The organism is Sporosarcina sp. P12(2017) (genome assembly GCF_002743035.1).
GTDB classification, from domain to species: domain Bacteria; phylum Bacillota; class Bacilli; order Bacillales_A; family Planococcaceae; genus Sporosarcina; species Sporosarcina ureae.
In genome coordinates this window covers 54,208-71,343 of record NZ_PDYL01000010.1, presented here as the reverse complement: position 1 = coordinate 71,343, position 17,136 = coordinate 54,208, and the positions used below count along the sequence as shown (strand labels likewise).

Genomic DNA, 17,136 nt, shown 5'->3' with positions numbered 1-17,136 from the left:
CTAGTATGAATCACTATTATTTATTGTGCCTTATTTTACTTAACTCACTATTCTATATCCAGACGCATGTATTGTATCATTCCGGTTATCGATCAGCCAAAGCATTCGAATTAATGAAGTCGCTTCCAGCATCTATCAGCCAGCCTACATTGAGCTTATGACCGAGTAAACAGTATGATCATAAAAAAGCTATCCGAGACATCACTTGGTGTCCAGGATAGCTTTTTTCAATATACTTTTGATAGTGAAAATCCTCTACCGAGAATTTCAGATGCGTTTAGGAATACGACAAATGCCTGTGGTTCTTCCTCTCTCAGGATCTTCTTCAGATAAATCGCTTCCGCTTGTTCTACCACACATAAAATCATGGTCTTCTCTTGATTGGAAAAGCCGCCTACGGAGCGCACTTTAGTCAATCCACGGTCAATTTCTTCTTTAATAATCGTCTGGATACGCTCTTCATTATCCGAAATAATCAATACTAGTTTTGATTGGGATGTTTGTAATTGCACAAAGTCAATTACCTTACTCGTCACAAAAATCGCCATCATCGCAAATAATGCCAATTCCAAATTAAACACGATGGCAGAAGCAATCACAACTAAACCATCTACGAGTAATTGCGCATAACCACTGGACAAACCGGTATATTTCTTAACAATTTGCGCCACGGTCGCAAGTCCTCCAGTCGATCCATTTCCTCGATAGACGATCCCAAGCCCTACGCCTAACATAATCCCTCCATAGATTGCGGACAATAAAGGATTATCAATTGTCGAAGGGATGTCAGCAGTCAGCCAAATGGTTAGCGGAACAAAAAACGTTCCCACTAATGTTTTCAGACTAAAATCCTTACCTAGAAGAATTAAACCTATAAAAAATATGGGAATATTGATAAGCCACTGCACAAAGGCAGGTTCAAATCTATACATCTCATATAGAATAGTACTCACTCCAGATACGCCTCCAGCTGCGAGTCTTGCTGGTAATAAAAATATATTAAAAGCTAAACCGACTAAAATGGATCCAATCACAATCCAAACATATTCTATCAGCAGCTTTTTCTTTGGTGAACGGGTCTTCATTCATAATACCTCCCTATCGTGATAAGCTAAAAGCACTTTTGCTATTTTACATCATATGTTGAGCTATGAATAGCCTATCATTAGTTTATAGGCATAAGTGGTCCCCCTCGTGCATCTACTAGTTTTGACAGTAAATTCACTTGGAAGGAAGCGATGTATTGAAATTAACACCGTTTATTGATCAACTACCTATTCCTCAGTATCTTACTCCACACGAGAGGCATAAATGCTTCTCGTACTATGAAATTGGCATGAAGGAATTCTTTCATGAGTTTCATTCAGAGTTGGCACCTACAAAGATCTGGGGATATGAGGGGCAATTCCCTGGCCCCCTAGTCAACGTGAACAGCGGTGAGTGTGCACATATCAAGTGGAAGAACGAACTACCTGATCAACATTTTCTACCGATTGATAGAACACTCCACGGTTCAAGCGAACATATGCCAGATGTCCGTACAGTAGTGCATTTACACGGAGCAGAAGTAGAGCCGGAAAGCGACGGACATCCTGAAGCATGGTTTACGAATAACTATCATACAGTCGGTGCTCTATTTGATTCTCCTGTTTATAAATATAATAATAATCAGCGCGCTGCCACACTCTGGTATCATGACCATGCGGTCGGCATTACGCGTTTGAACGTCTATGCAGGACTGGTTGGAATGTATATCATCCGTGATGAAGAAGAACGTAAACTGAACCTTCCTTCTGGTGCGTATGAAATTCCACTCATTATCGCTGACCGTGGTTTTAACGAAGATGGTTCCTTATTTTATTCAGATACAACAAATGTTAGACCAGGACCTGTACAGCCCGGATTGACATTCCCACATCCATCCGTCACACCTGGTGAAGCGTTTGAAAACATCACAGTCAACGGTAAGGTCTGGCCATACTTAGAAGTAGAGCCGCGAAAATACCGATTCCGTATATTGAACGCTTCAAATGAACGCTTTTACAAAATGAACTTATCAAACGGTCAGAAGATCATACAAATTGGCTCAGACGGTGGATTATTGGAAACGCCTGTATATATGGATGAGTTAACCATTGCACCTGCTGAACGGATGGACGTTATTATTGACTTCTCCAAACTGGCACCCGATGATACGATCGTATTAGAAAATACTGCAACCACTCCGTTTGATTTCCCATCGCCAATAGGCAGTCCGCCTGATCCTGAAACCGATGGACAGATTATACAGTTCAGATTGGTTGAATTAACAGGACCAGATACGAGCAATGTCCCGGCTATACTCAGCCATATACCCAAACTACGGGAATGCGACGCCGCTCGAACACGCGACATTACACTGGATGCAGACATCGATGAATTTGGTCGTTTAAAGTTCTTGTTTAATAATAAAGGTTTCATGGAACGAATCGATTTCAAGCCTAAACTGAATGATACAGAGATCTGGCGCATCATCAACACGGCTGGCGCAACGCATCCTATACACATCCACTTGGTCCAATTCCAGATTCTCGATCGCATCCCATTTGACGCCCAAGGTTTCACAGCGAATGGTTTACTCAATTTTACAGGCCCCCCTGTACAACCAGACGTAAATGAACGAGGCTGGAAAGACGTGGTGCAGTCTCCACCCGGGTTTGTGACACGGGTCATTATGCGTTTTGCTCCATTCACCGGTCGCTATATGCTTCATTGTCATATTTTAGAGCACGAAGATCATGATATGATGCGGCAATTCGAAGTAGTAGAGCGCAAATGTGACTGCAAAACCAACTGCATATGTAAGGAGCATAAACCAAAACGTACATGTGAGTGCAAGAAAAAGTGTACATGTCGCGGCAAGTGTACATGTAAGAAGTCATGTACTTGCAAGAAAAAGAAATCAAAAGAAGAACGTCGTCATAAAAAGTGCCCTACATGCCCCCCTTGTTCCGAGACGTATCGATGCGAATGTGAATGAAGGAAAAGAACCCCGCGAGATAATTAATCTCGCGGGGATTTTTACGCTTCTATTAAATAATCATAGAGCCTATTTTCTACTGGGTGTTCCATTACCATGTTCATATGGACTACTGGCAAACGCTTCCCTTTGCTGTCTATCATATGGTCTTCCGCAACACTTTGCCGGTCAGGTAGGCCTTTACCCAAGTAATAGAAGTCCATTCCCTCGTCGTCATCTTTCTTTACGAATAGATGAATATCGATATTCTTTTCCTTAGCCTGAATAATAGTTTGAACTTCATTCGATCGTAGTGTTCGGTTACTGCGCGTATACCATTTGAATAATTCAGGATTAATGAATTCATCACCATAATCCACACTGGATTCTACTTCTCCGTGCTTATGATACGTTACGAATATAGGGCAAGTGCCATGTTTTGTTTTATAGCCATACATCGTTGAACTCTCATCTGCCTGCCAATTCAATAATTTACATACATCTTTACGTGAATATTTTGCATGTAGCGTTAACTTGTTTGCACAATCGTAAACTTTCGACTTTTCCTTCGCACTGCGCAACACGTCTGCAATTAGAAATACTACGTACGAATCATGTTCAATACTTTGTTGCATTTTTTCGTTGAATGTGAACACTTGGTTGTAATCCATTGTAATAATCGCTTGATTTCCGTATTTCTTTTGGGCATTTTGTGTAAAAAACGATAAGTCATAGATTCGCGTGACGGATTCGATCGTATCGTCATCAACTTGACAGCCTGTAGTTTCTAGCTCGTAGATGAATTCGTCCAAACGAACACTTCCCTTAGTGAGCAACATCTCGGCTAGCACTACTTCATGAATCCGTTTACCATTGATCAATTCCATAGAGAACATTGTTAATACCTGACTTTCATACGGTGTAATTGTTGGTATAGGATCTTCTGTAGATTTAACTTTCATTAGAAAGTCAAAGTAATTATTGTGTTTGTTTATAATAACGACTGGATCGATGGAGTGCTGTTCGATAAAGTCATATAGATAAGGCACCCTACCAATTTTATTCCTCAGATCCTGATACGCATCTTTCAAGATTTTTAAAGACGTTAAATTACTGCTGTTGATTGCGTTGAAAATACGCTTTTGTGCAACTTCTTCAAAATTTATTGTCGAAACGCCTTTAATATAACTAGTATCTTTCATATTGCGTCGAACATTATCTTTATTCATCGAGCGGTCACCAGACAACGCAATTGGAATCAAATAGTTGTTGGCATAGTTTCCGATAAAATCAATAACCGTAACGAATGGCTTATTTTGATCTTTGCGTAGTCCCCGTCCTAGTTGTTGAATGAAAATGATACTGGACTGTGTTTGTCTAAGCATGACCACCTGATTGACACTTGGGATATCGATACCTTCATTGAAAATATCCACAGTCAGTATATAATCGAGTTCGCCATTTTCCAGTTGACCGACTCTGCGCATGCGTTCATCATACGAATCATCACCCGTTAATGCTACGGTTCTATAGCCACGTAAGTTCAACTCTCTTGATAATTCACGCGCCTCCTCTTTTCGACTGCAAAACATCAAGCCCCTCACTTGATCACCGGCATGACTATAATAGGCAACCTTTTCAATGACATGCTCTACACGTTCATTCGTCACCAATTTAGAAAGAACCGTGTGGTCACCAATTAGCTCACCATCTATTTCAAAATCCGTCACGCCAAAATAATGAAACGGACACAACATATCTTCTTCCAGCGCTTCCTGAAGACGGATTTCATAGGCAATATTATAATCGAAGAGCTCGTATATGTTGAAATCGTCTGTTCGTTCAGGTGTCGCGGTCATCCCCATTAAAAACTTGGGTGTGAAATAGTCGATCACACGCAAATAGCTCGCCGCACCCGCTTTATGTACTTCATCAATTAAAATATAATCAAAGTCTTCTGGATTAAAGTCCCGAAGGTTTTCAGGCTTGGACAACGTTTGGATACTTGCAAACACATACTTCTTATCCGACTGGCGACTCGCCCCAACATACAATCCAAAATCTTCGTCGATTCCCCCGAGTACCCGCTTGAAATCTTGCATAGCTTTCTTCAAGATTTGCTCTCTATGCACAATGAAAAGCATACGTTTCGGTGCAAATTTACGTACATCAAACGCAGATAGATACGTCTTCCCTGTACCTGTTGCTGAAATGACCAGCCCTTTATCCTCACCGTTCGCACGCACCGCTTCAATACTTGCAAGGGCCGCCTGTTGCATGTTATTTGGTGTAATCTCTAGCGCCTGTTCTATTGCATTGGTTTGATAGGTGGCTGGGTGCTCAAATACTTGAGCAGCGCTTATCCGATCTGCATGTTCTTGATAAACCGTTTCATAGTGTTCAATCCATTCTTCAGTTAACACATTGGCATCTGACCATACATCCTCAAACTGATCTTTAAAATGATAGACAATTTCTCCATCACGATGAGACGTCAGTTTCACATTCCACTCATAATTCACTTGTAGCGCATGTGCTGTTAAGTTTGAACTGCCTACAATTAATGAATATTGATCGCCTTGCTGAAAAATATAACCCTTTGAATGAAAGCCTTCCTTTTCAGTAAGACGTACTTCTACGTTCGGAATGTTCAGAAGCTCACGAAATACTTTTGGTTGATTGAAATATAAGTAAGTAGATGTAATGATTCGGCCGTTTACGCCCCGTTTATGTAAATCGTAAAACAAAGACTTAAGTGTAGCCAGTCCGCTTTCTGTGATAAATGCCACTGAAAATAAGAATTGTTCACAGTGTCGAAGTTCATCCTGAATCGAGGATAGCACCGTCGTATTCTTTATTGAATTATTCACCAATAACTCCGGTTTATAACTGCCATTCTGATTATGTTCTTTATTCACAAACCCCTTATGCAAAGACGCTTCTAGTTGCCGAATAAAATCTCCCATCCCACAGACACCTCTCTCTTCATGCTATTGATCTTTCAACTTTTCAATCGCCGGTAGATCCGCAGGTGCCCATTCCAGCGTGTGTAACCGATCTTTTGCAATCCAGCGTAATTCTGCATGTTCTGTCACCACAGGCTTTCCTTTCACAATCTTCGCCATGAACGTTTCTAATCGAACAATGACTTTTTCGTATTCATATGTAGTGTCTTCTACTGCTTCCCCTACAGTAATGGTGCAACCCAGTTCTTCTTGAATCTCTCGTCGCAGTGCTTCCTGATGTGTTTCCCCCGTTTCTATTTTACCTCCTGGGAACTCCCAATAATTCGGCAGTGTCATCATAGGACTACGAAGTGCAGCTAACACTTCACCTTTCTCGTTTTCAATCACTGCTCCCACTACATGTACATTTTTCTTCATGTATTCCGACCTCCATCTTATTACCAATCCATTTGGGATCCATTATACCATCAACCTCTATTAAATGAAGAAGGCTTCCCATGTTTCACTCTGCATTAAACCAGGAATACTTAACTATGGACTACACTATAATGAAACAAAGTAGAGGTGAAGAAATGAAACAAAAGAAAACATCTATACTTTTACGCGTAGCTATTGTTATCACTTATACAATCATGATCACAGCAAATGCATTGGCCAATATCATTCCTCTAAATGGACAAACGACTGGTGAGCTATCAGATAAATACGGAAATTTATTTACGCCGGCAGGATTTACGTTTTCTATTTGGAGTGTAATCTACTTACTGTTATTATTTCATGTCATCTATCAACTTGGTCTTTTTCAAGAGAAGAAGAAGAATCCACAACCACTTAGTCAAGTTGGCATATGGTTCTGTATCTCCTCTGTATTGAATGCATCATGGATTTTCTTATGGCATTATGAATATCTGTTACTTTCCGTTATCGTCATGTTACTGATGTTGCTGACATTAATAAAAATCAATACCATCACATTCGATGCTTCGTTGACTCGCAGAGAAGCGTTCTTCATTAAACTTCCATTCAGCATCTATTTCGGCTGGATTACAATCGCTACGATTGCAAACATTACCGCTTTTCTCGTTTCTATTGAGTGGGAAGGATTGGGTTTATCTGACATCACATGGACGATTATCATTTTATTCGTAGGAGCTGCTATCGGGATTCTAACTACGATCCGACGTCAGGATATAGCGTACGCACTTGTATTGATTTGGGCATATTACGGGATATATTCTAAGCACACTTCGGAAAGTGGATTTAATGGAGAGTATCCTTCTATTATCTTGTCTATATTAATCTGTTTGGGGCTTATAACTTTGACCATTGTACTCGTTGCAGTAAAAAAACTACGCAAATAAAAAAGCGCAAAGGAGTCGCTAATCGCCTCTTCCTTTGCGTCAAATATTTGTGCCATCAGGTCGTGTTATCATACAATACCCAATACTTACATACTACTACAAAAACCTATCGTGATGAATATAATAGTCTTTCCAATTGGGGTCAATTCAATCATTGCGCACTTCAACCGATATAATTTGCTGAGGAACAACTGGATCGAGTAGCGATTTCAAACGTACTACCATCTATAAACTCCTTTTATAAACCTCGACTAAATCTTCTGCGTGTCGGAGTCAAATAGCGTTGACTCACCTTGTCCTACCTACACCATTCCGTGTACTTGTATCATTTCCTTCACATCCTAACTTCTATTACCACATAACATATAGTTAGTGGAAATGTATACCACAGAAACTTACACAACTAATATAGCGAGTGTTTTTAAAACTATGTAAAAGTCTCCTGTTCTGACCCCTTAAATTTATTATAAATTGACTCTTTCTAAAGTATCAGATTGCCTTTATTCTAAATTTACTACTTTTATACGTGAGGAAGATTCAGACTATGCAAAAAACACAGAGCTATCCAGCACAACGAACGAAGACGTTTGATCTAATACTGACATCCATGCTTGCATCGCTCGTGTTCGTCGCTACTCTTTTACTCAATATTAAACTCCCACTAGGAAACGGCGGACTAATTCACCTAGGTACTGCCATGTTGTTCATTGTCTCCATTTTGTTCGGACCGAAGAAAGGTATGATTGCGGGAGCTGTTGGAATGGGCTTGTTCGATCTCGTCAGCGGTTGGGCTTTATGGGCACCTATTACTATCCTAACACGCGGCTTGCAAGGTTATATTGTAGGTAAAATCGCTTGGTCAAACGGCCGTAAAGGGACAAGCTTTAAATTCAATTTGCTCGCCATGCTAGTATCCATACCATTCACTATTGCTGGCTATTATATCGGAGAGAGTATTCTATATAACAGTTTGATCATCCCACTCGCTTCCATTCCAGGTGATCTGGTCCAATGTGCAGTAGGCATAGCCATTGCTATACCGGTTTATGCGATGTTGAAGAAGGTTTCTATGTTTAAATAAATGTCAGTTTCACATTAGAAGGCTAATCTGAACTCCTTCAATACACTACTTATACAAAATGGTACAAAAAACGCTCTACTACGACATACATCGTAGTAGAGCGTTTTTAATTCTAACTATTAGCTATGAACTGTTTCTTTTTCTAGCTCATTTTCGGTTAGCTTCAATATCTTGGAAGTAGATGCATGCATGTCCTTCAATAATTCAGGATGCTCTGCTAATGCTTTACCGTATGAAGGAATCATTTCTTTCAACTTCGGCTCCCAATCGCTTACTTGTCCCGGGAAGCACTTGTTAATAAGATCCAGCATAACTGCTACTGCAGTTGACGCTCCAGGAGAAGCTCCTAGCAATGCCGCAATGGAACCATCCTGATCCGTTACAAGCTCTGTACCAAATTGAAGCGTACCTTTGCCGTTCGGAGTATCTTTGATGACTTGTACGCGTTGACCTGCCGTCCATAGATCCCAATCTTCGCTTTTCGCGTCAGGAATAAACTCGCGCAGTTCATTAATACGTTGTTCTTTTGTTTGTACTACTTGTTCCACCAAGTATTTAGTCAACGACAGATTTTTTGCACCACATGCAAGCATTGTCGTAAGGTTATTTGGTTTCACAGAACCAATAAGATCCATCATGGATCCTTCTTTCAAGAACTTCGGTGTGAAGCCCGCGAACGGTCCGAATAGCAAGGACTTCTCGCCATCAATATAACGAGTATCCAAGTGCGGAACGGACATAGGTGGTGCACCGACTTTTGCTTTCCCGTATACTTTGGCGTGATGTTTTGCAATTACGTCTGGATTTTTACAGACCATGAAGACACCACTGATTGGGAATCCACCGATATGCTTACTTTCAGGTATACCTGTTTTCTGTAGCAATGGAAGACTTCCGCCTCCGCCACCAATGAAAACAAATTTAGTCTTATGGAATTCAAGCTTGCCATCTTTATTATTTTTTATTTTTAATTCCCATTCGCCGTCACTTGTACGTTTGATATCTTCCACTTGATGACCGTAGTTTACATCAACGCCCACATTTTGCATATGCTCGATTAACATACGTGTCAATGCACCAAAGTTTACGTCTGTACCTGTGTCGATTTTTGTTGCAGCAATTGCTTCATCAACAGTACGGTCTTTCATGATCAACGGAATCCATTCTTTTAGTTTCTCCGGATCTTCAGAAAACTCCATTCCTTCGAATAGTGGATTTGCTGTCATCGCTTCAAAGCGTTTCTTCAAATACGTCACATTGTCTTCACCTTGTACAAGACTCATGTGTGGCAGTGGCATAATAAATTTCTCAGGATCTTTAATCAAATTTCTCTCTACTAGATGGGACCAAAATTGCATAGATAATTGGAACTGTTCATTAACTTTAACCGCTTTTGCGATATCTACAGTCCCATCCGGTCTTTCGGAAGTATAATTCAGTTCACACAATGCTGCGTGTCCTGTTCCCGCATTATTCATCTCATGCGAACTCTCTTCCCCTGCTTTATCTAATTTCTCAAATAACGAGATGTTCCAGTCAGGCGCTAATTCTTTCAACATTGTTCCTAGCGTTGCACTCATAATTCCGGCACCAATTAATATAACATCTGATTTAGTTTGTCTATTACTCATTTTGACCTTCCTTATATGTGAAATTTACAGAATCGTAAATGTTCCTAAATAAGGCGTCACAGCATACATGGCGCGTACTAGGAGCACTTTATTCTGTCTCAGTTTAACCATACATCTACTACCATCTTTTCTATTATACATCAAATATAACTTGGTTTAAAGGGACTTGTTTATTTGTCGGGATTAAGCCAGCAATGTGTCGAATTTTCAACTACTTCGCGGATTGGATTCAATTATGGCTATTTTCATGTCAATAAATCTTCCGAGATCACTTTGAATCCTTCAATAATTGTATCCTCTTCTACTTCAATCAAAATGCATTGCTTGCCATCGTAGTTCACTTGTTTCACATACTTCAAGTCTTGTGGACTGATTGAAATGTTCGCTACTTTAGTTTCGATCTTAATCGATTTCGACGTATAACTTGGGACGATGTGAGTTGCTTTCATTTCATAAGAAGTGTCATCCACTATGGTCTGGAAAGCCGTTTCTACAGACTCTGTATTCACGTAGTCGACACCGCTCATTTTCAAAACACGCTCTATTTGCTTCGCATCAATTGCTGGCGGCTCTTCCGGTTCTTCCTCTTCTTCATCCGCTACAGTTAAACGGTAGATAGCTTCATATACATTTCCTAGTGTTTCCGTGTCTACTTCACCACCAACTACTTGTTTCACGATCTCCTCGAAAACAGCTTTATCGTCCGCAGCGGTAACCACTTCTTCTCCATTCAGGACATTCTCTATGAACGCATAATCCGGCTTATTCGCTTTACCCGCAGCATACAATACATGATTGACATCAGCTGAATTGTCTGTAAAGCAAGGGAATAAAAAGCCGCCTATTGGTGACGCAAGATTAATGATTGGATCGAGCATCGTATTCGATTTGAATTCACGCTCCTGAAAGTCAAATACAATGGAGCGCTTCGGCAAGTCTGTATGATTCATACTGCATAGAATAAATGGTGTCGTAAATACTTCATCCCGCATATCAATTTCCGTCTCTTCACTGTTACGCTTAGTCTTCTTAAAGTAGTTTCCACGAATAAATGTCACGACGAGATCCTTTTCGTATTGGACATCTTTCACCATCTTGAGTGCTAGATGTTGCATCTCTTCTTTCCATTCTTCGGCTTCTTCCGCATGCAACCCTTCATACAAAATCTTTTGTGCGTGATCCTCGTTATTCTCTTCATTCTGACGTTCGAACTTCACTTCAAATAACTTCATGCCTAGTTTACCACCGAGCACCTTTTTGAAATTCGTCATGAACAATTCCTGTTGCTCACGGTCAAGCAAAGCAAAAGCCTGACTTTCTTCATGGTAAATCTCACTGCTTTCCTGCCTAATGTACACATGGTAAATGTCAGTGATCGTCAAAAGATCTGTATCTAATTTAAATCGTTTACGGATATCTGCAATATCATTTTTGTTCATTTCGTGTTCCCACTTCCTAACTAATTTAACTAAATGTATTCACTACGTTGGATGACGTTACTATACACGTACATAAAAGATTAAAGAATTCACACATAATTATCCAATATTCGGGTACGCAATGGAGTGAGACTAAAAAATTAGACAAGGGGTAGTGATTTCATGTCAGAAAAATTATTTACATCCACAGCAACTGCTAACGGAGGAAGAGAAGGCCATGTAGTATCCTCCGACAAAGTAGTCGAATTCGATACGGCAATGCCAGGTACAAAAAGAGCGAAAGAATTAGAGAACTCTACCAACCCTGAGCAATTATTCGCTGCAGGTTATGCAGCTTGTTTCGACAGCGCACTTCAACTCGTCGCAAGCAAAGAACGTGTTAAATTTTCATCGGAAGTCACAGCTAACGTCAGCTTGTGCAAAGATGAGACAGACGGCGGCTTCAAACTAGAAGTTGAGTTACAAGTGACAGGCACAGACATCGAAAAGGCTCAACTAGAAGAGCTAGTTGAAAAAGCACACCACGTCTGCCCATATTCCAAAGCAACTAGAAGCAATATTGAAGTGACACTAACAGTACTTTAATTCTACATTCTAAAAATAACGCTACAGGCTGTGCTGGAAAACATGCATACACGACCTCTTGCACAGCCTTTTATTTCACCAAAAGATATTTTCTACTACTCCAACCCCTCAAGTAATTCCACAATCGCGGCAGAAGTCTGCATAATCTGCTCTTCATTCGATATAGTGGCTTTACCGTCACCCTTCTGCTCGCCATAATCACCAAAACCTGCATGATTACCGCCCTCTATCTCGATGAACTTTGCATCACTAGGCATACTAGACTTAGCTGCCTGAATAGCCTCCGCATCCGCCACCTCATCCTGACTCGCCGAAATCGACAAAATATCCACCGACGCTTCACTCAAATCCGTATGACTTCCAGGATAAGAAGCCAGCAACACAAGCGCAGAAATCTTTTCATGGCGAGATGCATAATCCGATGCTGTCACACCGCCTAAAGAATGCCCCCCTATTATCCATGTACCTATTTCAGGATGATTACGTATCACTTTATCGGCTCGGTCAGGCGAGAAGATGGCCATCTTGAGCGGCAAGTGAGGAATAATTACGGTATAGCCTTGTTTAGCAATTTCCTTGGCCATCGGTGCGTATGCTTCAGCTTCCACTTTTGCACCCTGATAGAAAATAAAACCGATGTTTTTCTTATTTGATGTAGGTTCAAACACTAGCTCTTTACCATTCTCAACCGCTACATCTGAATCTGATTGTACATTTTCTTCCGCGTAAGACTGCGCTGTATAATAAGTACTGGCGAATATAAAGAAACCAACTACAATCATTAACAGGAAAATTGCTAGCCCGACGAACAACTTGAATTTCCATGTCCTCTTTTGTTTCATACTTGATCCTCATTCCAGTTTATTTCTTCACGATATCGATAAAATGCTTTAACACTCTAGCCGTCAATCCCCAAACTGTATAATTACCATACTCATAAAACCATTCTTCAAGCGAATGACTTCTGAATTTATACCGATCTCCATTCATAATCTTTTCGAATGGAAAGTTTTTAGGCGGTGCTGTTTCAATTGCTACCATATGCATGTATGGCTCATGTTCCGCAAGCCACTTTAATGGAATTGAGAATACCTCCTCCACCTCGTCTTTATTATAGCTTCGAATAATTTCATGATAATCAACAACCGCCACGAACGGATAGACGACAAATGAAGGCGACGCAATATACGGACTTAGCTCTCCTATCATCTGTACGGTCTTCGGATCAACTCCGAGCTCTTCGTGCATCTCCCGTAAAGCTGCTTCCATAGGTGACGCATCCGTTACATCGATTTTGCCGCCTGGAAAACTGATGTCTCCTGGCTGTTTCCTCATCGTGAAGGCACGCACCTCAAACAGTACATGCCATTCCCCTTCCGCTTCTACTAACGGAATAATTACAGCGGAACGGAATGCAGTATCTTCTCCGATGAATAAAGATTTATTTTCATATAATTTACTTTGCAGTCGATCCAAGTCCATGAAGTCCCCCACCTCATCGTTTTATCCTATCGTATCATTACCAGACGAATCGTTAAAGAAATTAAAAGGAGCTACCCTGTAAGAGTAACTCCTCATTCTATCTATATACGTTAGCGCTTCACTAATTTCCCCTGCACTACATAGCGTTTATCTTTACTATTCACAGAGTTATTGCAAGTCGACAGTGTCACAATCCGATCATCCGCCCCTACTTCAACAGGCATATCGATTAGAGAACGCGATTCTACTTCCTCTAGAAACTCCGAAAATTGCTCATCCGTCTGAAAATCTGTTTCGATATAATAAAAGTCAATCGTCGTTTCGTATGCTGCAAATACTTCAATATCATACCCTTCATACAATGTATCCACGTAAATAACCGGATGTTCATCTGCATAGTCTTGATCACCAAATTTCTTCAAGCTACCGAACATCGTATCGTTTCGCATCGCATGACCATAAAGCACCGTGTTGTGGCTCATATCCGTAATATCATTCCGATAGTCCATGAAGACACTGCCTGCGCGACTATCTTCTCGTGTGAAGTTACGATTTAAATAAAAGTCGTTGTCTTCAGCTTGCAAAATGGGATTATGCAAATTGGTACCTTCTACTGAAATCCAGCCTACGATATCTTGATTCACTTTATTTAATTCTTCAAACTGCGGACGCATCGAATCATCTTCCAAGAGATCTTCTTTAGCGTCTTCCGTTACAGCAACCTGAGCTGTATTTTCTAACGCCGCCTCGTACATCTGTTGCGTTTCCTTCAATGAGCTGGCTGATTCCACGTATGTATACAAATACTGCACGAGTAAATAGCCTGAGTAGAGAAAGACTGCCAGATAAACAAAAGGCATCAGTTTCGACAGGCGTTTCTTCATCAGCTTACCTCCTAAATACCAAGAGACATCATATAAAGACCTAATTCGTCATCTTCCTTGAAGACAGCGTTGACTCCATATACTTCTTTGATGACATCCTTTGTAATGATTTCACGTGGCGGACCTTCTGCAATGATTCGACCATTCTTCATCATAATAATCTCATCACTGTACCGAATCGCCTGATTGATATCATGCAATACCATGACAATCGTCAATCCATAGTGTTCATTTAATGATTTCACGAGCTCCAATAATTCAATCTGATAATAAATATCCAAATAAGTTGTGGGCTCATCTAGGCACAGAATTTCTGACTGCTGTGCTAGTGCCATCGCAATCCATACACGCTGACGCTCTCCACCCGATAAAGCTTCTAAGTCATTATGGCGTTTTTCTGTTAGATTCGTCACGGACAATGCCCAGTCTATAGCCTTGCGATCCTCTTCTTGGTTTCGCTGCCATAACGCTTTATGTGGCAACCGACCAAAGCCGACCAGTTTTTCAATCGTCAAATCTTTTGGCACTTCATTCTGCTGATAAACAATCGCTAACTTCTTCGCAAACTCTTTCGGCTTAAACATTACTAAATCACGATTCTCCAGTGAAGCCGTTCCCGAGGTTGGTATATTAGTTCGTGAAAGTACACTTAGTAATGTCGATTTCCCACAACCATTTGGTCCGATGATCGTTGTCACTTTCCCTTTAGAAATAGATGTCGAGACATCATCCAAGTGATTGTTTATATTATCATGCGATACAATAATGCGCTTCATTTCCATAACAGGTCACTCTTTTCGCAGTAAGAATATTAAGAACGGTCCGCCGATGATCGCCATCAACGTCGAAGCAGGTATTTCAAGCGGCGCCACGATCGTTCTACCGAGCGTGTCAGCCAACAAAATTATCAATGCTCCTAAAAGCGCTGTGAACGGTATAAGCACCTTATGGTCATAGCCTACTAATCTGCGGGCAATATGCGGTACAAGTAAACCGACGAATGAAATCACACCCGCCACTACCACCGAAATCGCTGCTAGTAAAACAGCTACTGCCGCAATGAGTAAACGTGCGCGTGCAACATGGAAGCCGATACTCTTTGCGGTCTTATCCTGTAACACTAATAAATTACACCAGCTGTACAATGCAAACGCCAGAACCAACCCGATAGTTCCATATGTCGCAATGGTCGATACATCGCTCCACGTACGCATCGTTAAATTCGAACCGATCACACTTGAGGCTGAGACGTTCAACGAACCACCAAAGCTAATGAACGCTTCGGTGAGACCAGTGAACATTGCATTGATTGCAATTCCCACAAGAATTAATTTCAACGGGCTAAGACCTGATCTCCACGATAATGCAAAGACCAGAAAACACGCGAAGGCCCCACCCATAAATGCAAATAAAGGCGTCATGAAAAAGAGCGCCGGAAAGAACGAAATAATGAATAACTGCACGAATGCTGCGCCGGAAGATATCCCGATAATTCCTGCATCCGCAAGAGGGTTACGCATTACAGACTGTAACAAGACACCCGAAACTGACAATGCTGCTCCTGCAAATAACGCCACAATCATTCGTGGAAAGCGCAAGTCACGAATCGCTTCCATCTGACTGTTGCCCTGTTCAAAGAGCGCACCGAAAAATTCAAAGAACCCCATTTTAATACTACCTGTCGTAGCCGAATATACGATGGTTACGACGAGCAGTAGGGATACGATTACATAACTAGCAATTCTTTTTCTCATGACGGCCTTCCTTTTCAGACGAAATTCATCGAGTTATCGATAGAAGATCTTCATTAGCTCACTTAATGCTTCAGGTACTTGCAATGAAGCGGTTGTACCGAATAACTCTTCTTCCAAATCATAGACTTTACCGTTTTTCACCGCATCAAAATGCTTCCATACATCATTCGTTTGGAACTCTTCGTTGAACATTTCCACGACTTCATCTGGCATACCATGTGATAAACGCAAGATAATATCTGGATTACTATTATGAAGATACTCAGTATTGGACGATAAGTATTCAGGATCCTGACCTTCCATGACATTCGTTCCGCCAGCACGTTTTACGAGATCACCCGCGTAGGAATTTTCTGTCGCGACTAAGTAACTACCTGGGATACCTAATAATATTAATACTCTTGGACCTTTGCGGTTCGCTGCCACTACTTCGGCAGCTTTAATCTTTTTCTGTAAGTCCCCTACTAATTTATCTGCTTGTGTTTTACGATCATAGCGCTCTCCAAGACCTTGGATTTCTTGTATCATCGAGTCCACACTTTGGAAATTTAAAAATGTTGCCGGGATTTTCAATTGTTCAAAGCCGTCTTCGAGGTCATATTCCAATGTAGAAACGGATAAAAAGTCTGTTGGATTCATTGATTTCAAAATTTCCATATCCGGCGTCATGGCATTGCCAATAGTTGGAAGCCCATCAAACCGGCCTGGCAATTCTTTTTCTGTTTCAGGAATAGCGATGGCATCTATATTTAACTTATCCAGAATATCCGCGATGACTACAGTGCCCGCAATAATTCGCTGATCACTTGTTTCAGCGGTTTCACTTTTCTCGGCGGTATCTGCTGAAACAGCCTTCTCTTCTTTATCATTGCCGCACCCTGCGATAATAGCTGCTGTCATGACTGCCAACATCAGCCATACATATCTCCACTTTTTTTTCACGATGTAATCCTCC

Annotated in this window: 15 protein-coding genes; 4 read left to right on the top strand and 11 right to left on the bottom strand. The window is 41.0% G+C overall.

Annotated features, from left to right (window positions below; all coding sequences use genetic code 11):
• Positions 1-227: 227 nt before the first annotated feature.
• Entirely contained in the window at positions 228-1,085 is an 858-nt protein-coding gene (locus tag CSV80_RS09695) for a YitT family protein (RefSeq protein ID WP_029054328.1), read from the bottom strand.
• A gap of 158 nt (positions 1,086-1,243) precedes the next feature.
• Between CSV80_RS09695 and CSV80_RS09690 the strand changes: the two genes are divergently transcribed.
• Positions 1,244-3,019: a multicopper oxidase family protein gene (locus CSV80_RS09690; protein WP_099670666.1), complete on the top strand. Its 1,776-nt coding sequence runs from the start codon at positions 1,244-1,246 to the stop codon at positions 3,017-3,019.
• A 41-nt stretch (positions 3,020-3,060) separates the two neighbouring features.
• On the opposite strand, the gene CSV80_RS09685 is transcribed toward CSV80_RS09690, so the two are convergent.
• Both CSV80_RS09685 and CSV80_RS09680 read right to left on the bottom strand, forming a co-directional pair.
• Positions 3,061-5,964: a DEAD/DEAH box helicase gene (locus tag CSV80_RS09685; protein WP_099670665.1), complete on the bottom strand. Its 2,904-nt coding sequence runs from the start codon at positions 5,962-5,964 to the stop codon at positions 3,061-3,063.
• A 24-nt stretch (positions 5,965-5,988) separates the two neighbouring features.
• Complete coding sequence (locus tag CSV80_RS09680) at positions 5,989-6,381, bottom strand: (deoxy)nucleoside triphosphate pyrophosphohydrolase (RefSeq protein ID WP_099670664.1); 393 nt, start codon at positions 6,379-6,381, stop codon at positions 5,989-5,991.
• A 131-nt stretch (positions 6,382-6,512) separates the two neighbouring features.
• Between CSV80_RS09680 and CSV80_RS09675 the strand changes: the two genes are divergently transcribed.
• A complete protein-coding gene (locus tag CSV80_RS09675; RefSeq protein ID WP_233201562.1) occupies positions 6,513-7,325 on the top strand; it encodes a TspO/MBR family protein in 813 nt (270 codons plus the stop codon).
• A gap of 544 nt (positions 7,326-7,869) precedes the next feature.
• Positions 7,870-8,406, top strand: a complete 537-nt coding sequence (locus CSV80_RS09670; protein ID WP_099670663.1) for an ECF transporter S component — start codon at positions 7,870-7,872, stop codon at positions 8,404-8,406.
• Positions 8,407-8,525: 119 nt separating this feature from the next.
• On the opposite strand, the gene CSV80_RS09665 is transcribed toward CSV80_RS09670, so the two are convergent.
• The gene (locus tag CSV80_RS09665; RefSeq protein WP_099670662.1) at positions 8,526-10,037 is read right to left on the bottom strand and encodes a malate:quinone oxidoreductase; all 1,512 of its coding nucleotides are present in this window, start codon (positions 10,035-10,037) and stop codon (positions 8,526-8,528) included.
• 245 nt (positions 10,038-10,282) lie between these two features.
• Positions 10,283-11,476, bottom strand: coding sequence for a DUF4317 domain-containing protein (locus CSV80_RS09660; RefSeq protein WP_099670661.1), 1,194 nt, complete (start codon positions 11,474-11,476; stop codon positions 10,283-10,285).
• Positions 11,477-11,638: 162 nt separating this feature from the next.
• On the opposite strand from CSV80_RS09660, the gene CSV80_RS09655 reads away from it, so the two are divergent.
• Positions 11,639-12,061 (top strand): organic hydroperoxide resistance protein, encoded by a 423-nt coding sequence (locus CSV80_RS09655; RefSeq protein ID WP_099670660.1) that lies wholly within the window; start codon positions 11,639-11,641, stop codon positions 12,059-12,061.
• Between the two features lie 95 nt (positions 12,062-12,156).
• On the opposite strand, the gene CSV80_RS09650 is transcribed toward CSV80_RS09655, so the two are convergent.
• The 6 genes from CSV80_RS09650 to isdE form a co-directional block, all read right to left on the bottom strand.
• Positions 12,157-12,903 carry an alpha/beta hydrolase gene (locus CSV80_RS09650; RefSeq protein WP_099670659.1) on the bottom strand — a complete coding sequence of 249 codons (747 nt, stop codon included), beginning with the start codon at positions 12,901-12,903 and terminating at the stop codon, positions 12,157-12,159.
• Positions 12,904-12,922: 19 nt separating this feature from the next.
• The gene (locus CSV80_RS09645; RefSeq protein WP_029054341.1) at positions 12,923-13,543 is read right to left on the bottom strand and encodes an NUDIX hydrolase; all 621 of its coding nucleotides are present in this window, start codon (positions 13,541-13,543) and stop codon (positions 12,923-12,925) included.
• A 110-nt stretch (positions 13,544-13,653) separates the two neighbouring features.
• Entirely contained in the window at positions 13,654-14,427 is a 774-nt protein-coding gene (gene srtB / locus CSV80_RS09640; RefSeq protein WP_099670658.1) for a class B sortase, read from the bottom strand.
• 11 nt (positions 14,428-14,438) lie between these two features.
• Positions 14,439-15,209, bottom strand: coding sequence for an ABC transporter ATP-binding protein (locus CSV80_RS09635; protein ID WP_099670657.1), 771 nt, complete (start codon positions 15,207-15,209; stop codon positions 14,439-14,441).
• Positions 15,210-15,215: 6 nt separating this feature from the next.
• Positions 15,216-16,181: a FecCD family ABC transporter permease gene (locus CSV80_RS09630; RefSeq protein WP_099670656.1), complete on the bottom strand. Its 966-nt coding sequence runs from the start codon at positions 16,179-16,181 to the stop codon at positions 15,216-15,218.
• Between the two features lie 33 nt (positions 16,182-16,214).
• Complete coding sequence (gene isdE, locus CSV80_RS09625; protein WP_143560479.1) at positions 16,215-17,093, bottom strand: heme ABC transporter substrate-binding protein IsdE; 879 nt, start codon at positions 17,091-17,093, stop codon at positions 16,215-16,217.
• Positions 17,094-17,136: the final 43 nt, after the last annotated feature.